Raw genomic sequence first — 12,688 nt, 5'->3', positions numbered from 1 at the left:
CAAAGAGAAACCGCTGCTGGCGGTGGCCGGCAACGGCGGTTCGCTTATCAGGCGACAGGCTTGCGCCAGTCGTCGGAGGCCTCGGTGCCGGCCACGGCATGAGTCCAGGTGATCTTGCGGTAAGCCAGGCTGATTTCGATCAGCTGGGTGTAGCCAGACTTGCTGCTGTCCTGAGCGTGCGGCAGCACGGTGTTGATATCGACGATGGTGGCGTCTTCGAGCAGGGTGGTGAAGAAGTGTTCCTGCTTGCCCTCGACCGAGGTGCGGAACCACTGGGTTTCGACCTTGCTCAGGGTCTCGCCGGTGGCCAGGGCCTGGTACAGCAGCGGGATGGCCTTGTTCAGCGCGCAGGTGAAGACGAAGGGCTTGTGCACGCGCTGGCCGGACGGCTGGCCGCTTTGCGGGTCGGTGGGGGTGGTGACGCGGTGCTTGATTTCCTGGACCAGGATCTGGTCTTCGTGACCTTCCTGATAGATGTTGCCGACCGAGTCGGAGGTGAAAGCGCCCTGGGTGATGTTGCCTTGGGTTTTGCCGGTGATGGAGATATAGGCGGGTGTGGACATGACGGATTCCTTATGTCGTCGAGAGGGCCGCAGCGGCCGTTGATTCCGTCCCATGCGGGGACGATGACGACATCGCAGGGGGCATGCCAACATTTGCTTTGATTCGGAGAAATCGCTGAAACCCGCGAATTTACTGGGGGTGGCGGGTGCTTGGATGATTTTGGGAAGGCGTATTCGGCGAGATAAAACGCGGGGAATTCAGGGGTGTCGGGCCATTTTTGGCTCGGTGTTATCTAAGTTATTGAAAAAAAAGGAAATTGACCGGGCCATTTTTGGCCCGATTGGGCCAAAAATGGCCCGGTCAAAATTTGATCAATGGCGCTTGAGTGAGAGCTTGCCTGGAATACGGTTTCCTGACTCGATTGAGAACGCGAAACGCATCCCTGCTTCGATGGATTTTGTCAGTCGATGCGGGAGGTGCTGAGGCAGTCTGTCATCAGCTTTGGTTAAAGCTGTCGGGTCATTCGACCGAAAAACAAGCGCTTGGAACAGCTTCGTAAGAAAATGCTTGCCAAGTTTTCTGAGGCAGTACATAATTTAGTCCGTCAAACAGAGGAGTGTTCCAAAAACCTCTGTTGAATCAAGGAGATACGTGGAAAGCGGTTGTCCCGTTTCCCGCTCCAGTTTGAATGCTGTGGCGTTCGCACGGTGCAATGGTGGTGAAGGCTGTAAAGGCGCTTCACGCCGATTAGCGGTAAAGCTTCAAATTGCGGGAATAGCTCAGTTGGTAGAGCACGACCTTGCCAAGGTCGGGGTCGCGAGTTCGAGTCTCGTTTCCCGCTCCAAATATAGATTTACAGAGTTCCATGGAAGTCTGTAAGTCGTTGAAATCAGACGCTTCGGCGTCTTTTTTCGTTCCAGCCAAAGTCACTCCGATTCGTGGGCATTCGGACTTTTTTTAGTCCAGAAATTAGTCCATGAAGTCCGGACTCCCACCGTGGCGGTTTGTTGCTGGAGCGGAGCGTCGAGCGTCACGTGCATCTAGCCCTGAGTTTCATGTTGAGGAGCTCGTGCACGGCACTCTCAGATGCAACCGTCCGCCAGGCCAAGGCCACTGGCAAGGACTACACCCTCGGCGATAGCGATGGCCTCTCACTTGGCGTGAGTGGGGGTGGGGGCAAGTCGTGGCACTTCCGCGGTCGTGTGCTCAAGAAGGGCCGGCAGAGCACGCTGGAGCAGATCGAGCGTGTTTTCGACAACGACGTGCTGTCGGCGTTGGGTTAAGTCTTCGATCTATTCCATCAAGCGGCACGATTCGCTTGATGTATTGGCCAGAATCGAGCGGCGTCGAGCCTACGCCGTGGCCGAAAAGGTCAGGACCTGGTTCAAACAGCTGTTTCGCTTCGTCTTGGTCAAGGCGCCAGGGCTGGAGCGCGCATGCGCAACTCCAAGTCATAGGCCCCAACATCGCGAACTAGAAACTCCACCAGTCGGGCCAGTCGGTGGTAGTTGTCACCGCTGGGCAGGAACTCGCGAAACTGCTGTTGGTCCAGCCCCGCGATCACGATGGTGAACTTGCTGTTGCGTGACACGGTGCTGCCGCCCACCAGGAAGTTGTCGTCGAGCGTGCAATTGCGCGAACCCAAGCCATTTCGCTGAGACTGTAGTATCTGCACGACGCGTTTCTCGAACTCACGGATCGTCACGTCCAAAAGATCGAAGCAGTGCGCGGTCATGCCTGCCACCATGCCCGGTGATCGGCTGCGGCTGGCAGTCATCCCCACGAAGCTCAGCAACCGGCTCCAGGGCAGCGGTGTGGCGCCGCGCAGGGCGGCGTCATCCAGACCGATCATGGCGAAGATGTAACGAGAGAAGCCGTCAGTGGCGCCTGGTTGGAAGCGCCGGTAGTAGCGGTACTTGCGCCAGCCCTGATGCAACAGGGTATGCAGGCGATGGTTGAAGAAATTGAAGTAGGCCGGGCGTACACCGATGCTCTGCGCATGCTCATAGGCCACTTCGTCAAGGTAATAGCTGGGCAGCGGCGAATCGGTGCCATGCAGGAAGGGCTCCCAGTCGAGGCGCGAAGTGTAAGCAGATATTTCAGAAAGTTGGTTATCGCTCTGTCGCGCAGGCCACAGCATTTTCCTGTGCAAAATAAGTCTGGCGCGTGGGATGTCCAGTCGTGTTGATTGCTGCTGCTAATTCTGAGCGATGCGGTGGGGCAATGCAGAGTTCCGAGTTAAATGCTCGGTTACGGCGGGCTCAGCGGCTAGCGACCCTGACCAAACACGCAGAAACAGTTTGTGCAGTCATTGAACTATGTCGTTCACTCAATAAAGCAACTGCGCGTGGATCGCCAGAAGGCGACGATGATAAGTCCAGCATTGGGTTCGATCTACGAAACGTTTATCGAATTGCTGTGTGAGAGCGTGAAGTTCATCCTGCCCAACGTGCGTTTTATTCTGGAAAATGGCCCGGCCATGGCAATTCACACCATGGCCTGCCTTTTAGCGGTACTCGATGGTGAAGGTCAGTGCACCTTTGGCCTCGCCAGGGGTAACCGTCGCTTCAGTCTGGTAATACCGTGCGCGAAGATCAAGGCGCACCGTGCCAGGGGCAAGGGCCACCATATCCACGAACTCTTCCAGTTGCAGTGGGGTATTGTCGCTGCGCAGTACCTGGATGCCGAGGCCGCTGGCGGTCGAGTCTGTGGTCAGGCTGAACAATCCAATGCTGCGGTCTATCGAGACGGAACCGTCTACGCCGTCCAGGCGCATGAAGGCGCGGGCAACGCTGCCGGCCGGATCATCCTCGCAGTCGCTGAGCGCGATAAAGAAGTCCACCGGGGCGGTGGTGCTGCCCGGGCCTGTGAGGTCGGCGATGTCGTGAGTGCCAAGTTGTACCGGGTTTGCACTGACTGCGTCGGCCTTTACTGTGCACTGGGCCTGCTGGACTTGCCCGACCAGGGTAAGCCTTACGGCATCTCCGACATCGCTGACTACACCCCTGACAACCTCTTGGTTGAACGAGCTGACGCCAGCTGGAATGGGGCCAGTCTTGATCAGGGCCATGTATTTGATGGTGAGGTTCCTCATCAGCATTGAGGTGGGCTGCATGTTCTGCTGGTTTACACCCACATAAGGAATGGCACCGACGCCCCCGTCGTCGGCAAGGAACGCGTTAGTGGCCGGACCATTGAGGAAACTGCCCAGTTCCAGGTACAAGCCTACGCCCGGAATGTTGGTTTGCAGCACTTTGCCCGTCACATCTTTCCCGTCGACAGGGGGGAAGGTGCCGGGGGCGATAGGTAATGGCGTACCCATATTGGCCGTGAGGGTTAGCGTGCCGTTGTTGTCGCATGCCAATCCAAAGCCGGGGCCCACTACGCCGGTAGTGGTGGTTGAGTAGATCTTGCTACCCACGGGTGCCTCGCGTGCCACCCACTTTACACCAGTCAGCGTATGGGTGAACTGCATGGGGCCTGTGACCGTTGGCCATTCGCAGCCCAGCGCATGGGCCTGGTTCGACATTGCCATCATCGTCGCCGCCGCAGCGATGCCGATGAAATAACGTGATAAAGAGGGCATGGTCGGTTCCTGTTGCAAGCATGCGGCTTCGTCGCACGGACTGAATCATGGGATAGGGCAGCGCAAGGTTTGCAAGTGGTAGCCTTGCTCTTGTGGCATGGTTGTTGGGTCGATCTTCAGCAGGCAGCGCTGCTCGGCACGGTCGCCCCAGCGCACTTCCAGGGTTTGGGCCTCGACACCGGTTGCAACCAGCGCCTGACCGGCCTGGCCCACTATTGCCAGGTGCTGGCCTTGCTGGTCATTAACCTGGGCGCCGAAGGGCAGTGGGCGGCCGTCGTTATGCTGTAGGGTGAGGATCAGGCGGGTAACCTGGCGCGCTTTGAAGGTTGCCAGGGCGACAGCGCCTCGGCGGGGTACAACCTGGGTGGCACCGTTTTCGATTTCCACATCAGGGCCGAGCTGATCGGTTTGCAGGGTTACTTGGTTGACCCGATAGGGGCGCATGTGCGGGGCCAGGATGTAACCATTGCTGTCGGTGCTGCCACCAGGCACGTTATCGACGCCAACACCGGGCACGTCCGGCACGTGCACCAAGGCAGTGGTCTCCCCCAGGTATTGCCCCAGCACGACGCCGCCCGCGTGCGCCAGCACCGCACCACTGGCGTTGACCGAGAGGCTACGGAAATCATCCGCTTCGGTATAGCCGGCACCCAGGTTCACTTTCTGTGTCTGGTAGCCCACCGAGACCGAGGCCGTCTTGTTCTGTTGTTGGTCGTTGGCCAGCGATGCCAGGTAGCTTAGGCGGTTGTCCTGCGAACCGCCGTTCAAGGTGGCGCGTTCGCTGAAGTGGCCGTTGCTTTCCTGTACATCGAAACTTGCGGTGGTTGAGGTGCCCCAGCCCAGCGGAATGGTGACCCCCAGGCCAACGATGCGGTCACTGCCGCTGGTGTCGCTCAGCGACTGCGAGGCATACAGATTGATGCTGACGCGACGGTATTGGGTATTGAACTGGAACTGGTATTGGCGACGCTGGCGGTTGGTGTGCCAGTAATCGTCCTGGGACAGGGTCAGGCTCAGTGAGTTGCGGTTGTTGAACGTTTGGTAGATCGAGCCCTCAACGCGGCTGCGACGGTTGCCCTGGTAGCGGCTGGAGGCGTTGCGCTGCTGCACGGCTTCGTCGAATTCGCGATAACCCTCAGTGGAGTAGCGGTAGCCGGCGAAGCGCAGGCTGGTGCCGGTCTGAAAGGCTTTACCGTAGCGTACGGAGTAACTCTGCCCCTGCACCTGGCCGCCTTGTTCGCCCAGGTCGGTACGGGCCTGGGTCACATCCAGCGATACTGCGCCAAGGGGGCCGAAGTCGCGAGCGATGCCAAGGTTGGCAGCATCGTAGTACTCGCTGCCCAGCAGCCCGCCATACAGTGTGGTGCCCCACTTGCCGCCGCGGGCCAGGGTGGCTTGCCACAATGCCGGGTTGTCGATGCCGTCGGCGCCATCATAGCGCCCGGCCACCAGGTTGTAGCGCCACACCCCTTCACGCAGCAGGTTGCTGAGCGTGGAGTAAGGCTGGATGAAGCGGCGCACCTGGCCGTCGGCCTCGGTGAGGACGATTTCAAGGTCACCGCTGCTGCCACCAATGCCCAGGTCATTGATTTCGTATGGGCCAGGGGCAACGTAAGTGGTGTAGATCGGGTAGCCGTTCTGCAGCACCTCCAGTTTGGCGCGGGTCTGGGCTACGCCACGGATCACGGGTGCGTAGCTTTGCATCACGTCGGGCAGCATGCCCATGTCGGTGGCCAGTTGTACCCCTTTGATGGGCAGGCTGCGAAATACGTCGCCACTGCTGAAGGTTTCACCCAGGGTCAGTGTGCCCCATTGGCCGGGCAGGTCATGCTGGGCGTAGGTGTTGAAGTGCACCCAGTCCTGCCTTTCGCCGTCGTCGCGCCAGCTTTGACTGCTGCGCAGGCGCCAGCCGCCCAGGTTGATGCCACCGTTGAGGTTCAGGTCCTGGCTGCTGTTGGACGTGCCGGCGCGGCCGCTGAAATGCTGTGCGGAGGCCTGATAGCTGACGAATGCGGCATTGATGCCGCTGTCCCAGCGCTCTGGTGCGACGCTGCCGGCCACATCTCGGCGCAGGGCGATCTGCGGAATGGACAGTGCCAACTGCAGTTGGCCGGGGTCCAGGTCGTAGGTGGTATCGGGTACCAGCGCGGGTAGGTCCACGCAGCGCTCGTCACTGGGCAAGGGCTCGGCCAGGCCCTGTTCGCGCAGGCCCAGCTCGCGCAGCAGGTTGGCGCTGAGGCAGGGCTCCAGGCCCTTGCCGTCGCTGCGTGCACGGAAGTCGATTTCGTGCTTGCCTGCCGGGGCCAGGTTGACCATGACTTCAACCTGGTAGCGGCCTGGCGCCAACGACGCTTGATTGGCCAGCGTGCGCAGGGCGGCCACGCTGGCGTCGCTGGACTGGCCTGGGGTTTGGCGCATGAAGTTGGGGTTGAACTGCAGGGGGCGTTCTTCTGCTTGGGCCGGATCAGCAAGTACAAAAGACAGCACGTAACCTGCCATGGGTAGACTCAAGGACAAGTAAGAAAGCGTAAGTTTTTGCCGATGCTGAGTCAGTTTGAACATATTAGGCACCGCTGATGTATGCCGCACATTGACTTTGACGATTCGTCGCGGGTGGTGGAAGGGCGACAAGGCTACGGCAACATACGATAAGGTCGTGTAGGAAAAAGCTGATATAAAGTCAGAAAATCCCACACGTTGCCCTCTGTTTTCATAGGCATGAGGGCAACCCGTTTATGGGTTGTCCTTATGCGTGTTTTACGATTTGATTGTTGGGGCGTATCCCTCTAGTTGAACTTCAGATTTTTAGGAGGAACGTAGCTGTATCTGTTTCGGCTTGGCCAGTGGAGTGTCCCTTCTTTTATTGCGCCGATCGCACTTCCACTCCAATCTCGAGTGGGCGCCGCAGGTACGACTCGAGCGGGTTCGGTAAACAGATTTTCTAACTGGTAGGAGCCAATTGAATTACCAGATGCAGTAGACGCCGTGGACGCCGTGGACGCTGTAGACGCCGTGCTGCGAATCGAGTGTTGTGGCGTCATGGAAGTGGCCGCCTCAGCGAATGTTGTAGGGGCCATCTGCGTGCCTGCGTCAACGCCTAAACCAGTTGTCACTGTTTGGGTTGAAATATTGTTGTTGAATGGCGTTGCCATATTGCGCCAGAGTCGTCCGGGCGCAGTGCCGAATTTAGACCCGGAGAAAACACCTTCTCTGGCGGTCACCCGCGGTACGCTCAGCGAAGAAGCGCTGTCCGTTTGGGTGCCAATACTGGCGACCTTGCCCGCTCTCTTCGCCGCCAACCTGCTGTAACCTATGACCCCCAACGTACTCAGTGCACTGGCAACCCCCAGCCCGAATGCCCAGTTATTAGCCGTTTCGTTCATTGTCGCCAGCCCTACCGCAGAAACAACTGTGGCAGCCACGTCAAGTGCCAGGCTGGCTGCGCCGAGCGAGAACGCCATGGTTAAGCCCACCGGCGGCAACAGCATGAAACTGACCACAGCGAAAACAGCACCCAGCCCTACACCAAGCCAGGAGCGCCAGTCGGCCTTGGGCTTGGGTTGTGCAACGGGGGGCACGTACGGGTGCTCGGTGCTATTACGCATGCCGTAATGGCCGCTTGGGTCGTACCAGTTGACTGGGTTGCCGCCGCAGTACACATACGGGTTGATACCGGCATTTTCTGGTGACGCCGAATCCGGGCTGTGGAAGCGCATCAGCCCTGGGTTATAGGCGCGGTAGCCGCGCCCCAGCAGCGACCAGCCCAGGGCGCGCTCGCGGACTTCGCCGTTGAAGCCAAGCAGGCCCACCAATGGGTCGTTGTCCGGTGAGTCGCCATAGGCGCTGTAAGTATTAGCGTGCAGTTCATCTTTGCTGCATTCACCAATCACGCTGTTCGCCGCGTCGGTCATGAACAAGCGGTTGTCTGCTGTGCTGGCAGGGCGTTGCAGCCCCAGGGGGCGCTCGCCTGCGTACAGGTACTCGGTGAGCAAGTCGGCGTCGCGTGTACTGGATAACCGGTAGCCCTTGTAACGGCGCGTCACTTCCGCGGCTTGCTCATGGCGCACACCTATCAGGTCGTTGTGGCCGTCATAGCGGTAGCGGTAGAGGGGTAGCCCATCGCTGGAACGTTGTACTTCCTGCAGGCGACCGCGGTCGTCATATACCAGCTTGTTGCCCTGCTCATCGTTCAGCAAGTTGCCCTCGGCATCGTGCTCGAAGGCCTGGCTGGCTGGGTAATCTGGCTGCAGCGAGTGCTCTGCCAGTTTCAGGATGAAACCGTCGTAGGTGTAGAAAGCCTCGTCCGATGTGCCATCGGCAAAATCGGTATAGCACTCGGTCAGGTTGTTCAGTTCGTCGTAGACGAAAAACTGATTCTTGATAAACCGCCCAGCCCCGTTTTGTGGCAAGGCAGTGCCTTGACAGTTGTGCTGCTCCAAGCGGTCGAGCGTATCGTAGTCAAAGGTTTCCAGTAAGAGTTGCTTGCCGTCACGGGTAAGTGTGCGGCTACGTAGCTGGTCATCTTCCTGCCATGTCAGGGCGATGCTTTGGCTGAGGGTGGTGCCATCGTGCCGTGTGAGGGTTTGCTCGCGATTTATTTCCCTACCCAGTTCATCGTAAGTCTGCAGGCACACCAATACCTGGGTGTTGCTCAGGTCTTGGGTGGTGGTTTTCCACACCCGTCCGAGAGCGTCATACTCGAACCGGGCAACCAGGTCGCCCTGGCAGGTCTTTTCAAGTTGGCCCAGGTCGTTGTAGGTGTGGTCCACCTGAACGCCGTCGCTTTCCCGATAGCCTAACTGCAAGCCCTGCAACGAACTGCGGTAGTGGCAATGGTGGCCAATGGCGCCCTCGCCCTCCCATTGGGTTCTCAGCAGGTAGCCTTGATCGGTGTAGGTATAGCTATGCGTGCCTTGGGCGTCGCTGGCCGAGCTGATGGACGAGGTCCTGGCATCGTAATCGAACGTAGCGCTCTTACCTGTGTTGACGTCGATCTGGCTGGGTTGGGCAGAGCGCGTAGGGCGGTAGTGGTAGGTAAAGGTGCGCTGCGCTGTTGTGCGGGTTTCTACCAGCGAGGTGTTGCGCTTGTAGGTATAGGTTTCCTTTTGTTTGCCGGCCATCAGGGACTTCAAGCGCTCCAGGCCATCGTAATCCCGTTGCCAGGCAAGGGTGGGTTCAAGGTCTTTACGCCGCTCGACCAGCAGCTGTTCGGCCAACGGGGCGGCACTGTGCAGCGCGAAGCGGCTGAGTACGGCCGACTGGTCGGGCCGTTCGCTACGGGTCACCCGGCCTTCGGTGTCGTAGGTGTATTTGCTGATCCGGCTGACCGGCTTGTCGTACCGTTTGAAGGTGTGTTCTTCAAGGGTGCAGCGGCCAAGGCCGTCGTAGCTGAAATCCCGGCGGCCAACGATATTGCCTGCGTCGTCCAAGCGGTATTGAGCTGCCGGTTTGTCGAAGCGATTGCTTTCGGCAACCTGCTGCTGCTGACGCACACCAGGGTTGCCCGGTGTTTCGACCCATTGGGTGACGATGTCGCCTGCTTCGCCGAACGGGGAGAATTCGCTGTGCTGGGTAACGCCGTGGGGCAAGGTGGTCTTGCACAGCTTGCCCCATGCATCGTATTCGAAGGTGGTTTGCAGCGTCAGGGTCTTGTCGTCGAAGTAGTCGAAGGAGGTTTCGTCTTTCAACTGGCCCAGTTCATCGTAGTTGCGCTGTGCTACCAGCTTACGCTTGCGTGGTTTCTCATCGCCCGCTGCGGTGTCTGGGCCTTGTGCAACTTCCGCTTCGCGTTCTTCGGTCACCATGCGGCTGCAGCCATCGAAGGTGAGCACGGTGATCACGCCGGTGCTGTTGGTGACCGACTGCGTGGCCAGCCCGGCAGCGCCTTCTTCGGGATGGTTCACCAGGCCGTACTGATAGCGCTGCTTGGACTCCTCCATGCCCTGGCCCGGCGCTAGGGTTTCCTCCACCACGCGGGCCAGGGCGTCGTAGCGGCGGCGAATGCTGTTGCCGGTGTCATCTTCTTCGTAAACGTTCTGACCATGCAGGCTAGATACGGCCATGCTGGTGGTCTTTTGCACCAGATCGAAGCCGAGCATGGTTTCATCGGTCCAGTACTCCAGGCCATGGACGTCGTCGACGACCTTGCGGTACCCCCATTCGATACGTGAACTGCGGCTTTCAATGGCCCGGCGCACCGTGTCGGTACTGTCGTCACCATAGCGGGTGGTTACCTGGTAGTCGGGGCGGCCGTGCAGGAAGGCATTGTCAGGCAGGTTCAGGTAGCCCCGTTCCACCTTCAGCAGCAGCTGTTCGCGCTCACCGGGCTGGTTGGGATTGAACACTTGCAGCACTTGTTCTTCACAAGGCGCAAGCCATTGGCTCGCCTGGCCAAGGCTGGCTAGCGCCGAGAAGGCTTTGTAGGTTAGCCGCGTACGTTGCACGGGGGCGTCGTTGGGCATATTGGGCACGGGGTAAACCGTCTTGCATTTCAAATTGCGCACAAAGCCCTGCGGGTCAGGCGGACAGGCCCAGGTGTCTCCGTCTTTTTCGCCTTCCTTGTCATAGTACTCGTAGGTGGTGCGTACACCGGTGGGGGCTTGCTCCTCGGTGACGTTGCCGTAATCGTCGTACTGGGTGATCGCGGTTTCCAGGTGCAACTTGCTGGCGTCATCACGCAGCTTCCAGCGTTTGGTGATGGTCTTGGGCAATTGGAAGTAGCGCGGCTGATCGTCGAAGCCGATGCCGGGGAGTTCATGGAAAACAGTTTCGGTTTCTTCGATATGGCCATCCTGTTCGAGCGTTTGCCTGGTCATCAGGTGGTAGCGGTTGAACGTCTGTGTCTGCTTGCGTGCGACCTTGCCTGCTTTCCAGTAATGGGCGGTGACGCTGTAGCGGTAGGAGGATTGTGCGCGGTACAGGTTGTCTTCGCCGTCGTCACGCCAGCTGATACCGCTGTTGCTGCCGACAAAGCTGTGTGCCACTTCGATGTTGTTTTCCTCGTCGAAGTGCTTGTAGGTGTAGGTCGTCCTCATCGGTGGCTGATCGGCGCGGGGCTTGACTTCATGGCTGGTCACCCGTGGCCAAGCCCTTTGAGGGTTTGTCCCGGGCAGCAGATGGCCAGGGTCGTCATTCTCACCGTAGCGGATTTCCTCCACGGTGCCCGAGGGTGCGGATACTTTGGCAAGGCAGGCTAGACCGCGGGCGGTGGTGTAGCCGAAGCGCCAGTTGCCGCCCACTTCAGGAGGCAGTTTTACCTCAACCAGTACTCGGTTTTTAAGTTCCAGCATGTAGCGCATGAACGGAAGGCCTTCAGCACCGGCCCCAGGGTGAGCATCAATGGTTACCCTGCCATCGGTGTACTTCAACGCCAGCAGCTGTGTGCCATAGTCATCAACGATTTTTTCCAGCCGGCGGTTTTCAGGGACGTAGCTGAGGGTTATCCCGTGGCCGGAGGGCGCCCTGACTTTGCTGGGCAGCGCAATAGGGTTGAGCACATCGTGCAGGGTCAGTATTTCCACAAGGCCAGACTTGTGCTCCACCCGGTACGAGCCATTTTCGCCGTCGTCGTAAAAGTGAAAGCTATGAATTTTCTTTTCACGCATAGCCGGTTGCGGACCACTGCCTGTGACCTTGTAGCTTTCCCCCGTGTGCAAGGTAAGCATCTGGGTTGCGGGGTCGTATCGGGTCAATGCTAACTGCCAGCCGGTGCCAAAACCCGAGTCTTGTGTGTTGAACGGGCTGTACGACAGGCGCAAGGGCAGGTTGGGGCCGGTCAGGTCATTGCCGGCCGGCATTTGCAAGTCGATCGCCAGGTTGTATTGGCCCGTGCGCTGGTCGATCTGGTTTTGTACAAAGCTCTGGAAGTTGGTGGCGTTGCTGTGAGCACCCGGAGAACTGGCCATGTTCAATTACTCCTCGGCGCAAAGGTGACTACGACACAGGCGAGCTCTCCTTGCTTGATTGGGTCACCTTTGCCGGTCACCCTGAAGCCACGGCTTGGCGCATTGCTATCGATGCCGTTGTTGGTCAGGTAGCCCGGTTTCTCGGGGCTACCGGCGATGGTCCATAATTTGTCGATGCCCATTTTTTCCAGCGAAGCGTTGGCTCGGCTTGTATCGAGTTCAACCCAGGCGCTGTTGACCTTTTCACAACGCTCGTTATTAGTCAGCAGAAGCGTCGATTTGATCGGTACGTTCCGAATGCGGATGGCATGCGGCGCTATGACGCTACCGTCTACTTCCGCGCACTCTTTTTTTGGGAGCAGTTTCTGGGGTAAGCCGCCGGGTATTGCCGTCAGTTTCAGCCCGCAAGCAGGCTCGGTGTTGTTATCCACTGTCTGGTACAGGGCGAGCATAGGCGTTGGGTCGGCCTGGGGTGAATCTGCGATGCCAGCACCCAAGGCGGCTGTGCCATACACAAGCACAGGTGCGGCCAACATCAACTGTTTCATGGCCGATGGAATGGCGAGGCGCCTGCGGTTTAATAACTTCATTTTTTGGGCTCCCTGTTCGTTCAGGTGACTTGAACAGTTAGAAGAAACGTATTTACGTCGTTGGGTGAATAAGGCTGTGTGTTCGGAGCTTATTGAACTTGTCG

General features: G+C 58.7%; 5 protein-coding genes, 1 tRNA gene and 2 pseudogenes. 2 read left to right on the top strand and 6 right to left on the bottom strand.

Annotated elements, in window-relative coordinates; all coding sequences use genetic code 11:
- Nucleotides 1–47: 47 nt before the first annotated feature.
- The gene (locus FS767_RS12575) at nt 48–563 is read right to left on the bottom strand and encodes an Hcp family type VI secretion system effector (RefSeq protein WP_144965944.1); all 516 of its coding nucleotides are present in this window, start codon (nt 561–563) and stop codon (nt 48–50) included.
- 709 nt (nt 564–1,272) lie between these two features.
- Here FS767_RS12575 and FS767_RS12570 point away from each other — a divergent pair.
- Nucleotides 1,273–1,348, top strand: a tRNA-Gly gene (locus FS767_RS12570).
- A 211-nt stretch (nt 1,349–1,559) separates the two neighbouring features.
- A pseudogene (locus tag FS767_RS12565) lies at nt 1,560–1,995 on the top strand (hypothetical protein); the annotation flags it as partial.
- On the opposite strand, the pseudogene tssG reads toward FS767_RS12565, so the two are convergent.
- The 5 genes and pseudogenes from tssG to FS767_RS12540 form a co-directional block, all read right to left on the bottom strand.
- A pseudogene (tssG, locus tag FS767_RS12560) lies at nt 1,919–2,563 on the bottom strand (type VI secretion system baseplate subunit TssG); the annotation flags it as partial. The pseudogenes FS767_RS12565 and tssG sit on opposite strands and share 77 nt — an antisense overlap.
- Nucleotides 2,564–3,010: 447 nt before the next feature.
- Nucleotides 3,011–4,090: a fimbrial protein gene (locus FS767_RS12555; RefSeq protein ID WP_144965940.1), complete on the bottom strand. Its 1,080-nt coding sequence runs from the start codon at nt 4,088–4,090 to the stop codon at nt 3,011–3,013.
- A gap of 45 nt (nt 4,091–4,135) precedes the next feature.
- The gene (locus tag FS767_RS12550) at nt 4,136–6,589 is read right to left on the bottom strand and encodes a fimbria/pilus outer membrane usher protein (protein ID WP_144965938.1); all 2,454 of its coding nucleotides are present in this window, start codon (nt 6,587–6,589) and stop codon (nt 4,136–4,138) included.
- 287 nt (nt 6,590–6,876) lie between these two features.
- The gene (locus tag FS767_RS12545) at nt 6,877–11,994 is read right to left on the bottom strand and encodes an RHS repeat-associated core domain-containing protein (RefSeq protein ID WP_144965936.1); all 5,118 of its coding nucleotides are present in this window, start codon (nt 11,992–11,994) and stop codon (nt 6,877–6,879) included.
- Between the two features lie 2 nt (nt 11,995–11,996).
- Nucleotides 11,997–12,584 carry a hypothetical protein gene (locus FS767_RS12540; RefSeq protein WP_144965934.1) on the bottom strand — a complete coding sequence of 196 codons (588 nt, stop codon included), beginning with the start codon at nt 12,582–12,584 and terminating at the stop codon, nt 11,997–11,999.
- Nucleotides 12,585–12,688: the final 104 nt, after the last annotated feature.

Source organism: Pseudomonas sp. DE0010, from assembly GCF_007680745.1.
In the GTDB taxonomy this organism is placed as follows: domain Bacteria; phylum Pseudomonadota; class Gammaproteobacteria; order Pseudomonadales; family Pseudomonadaceae; genus Aquipseudomonas; species Aquipseudomonas parafulva_B.
The sequence above is the reverse complement of the archived record's forward strand: the minus strand, read 5'-3'. Positions and strand labels throughout refer to the sequence as shown.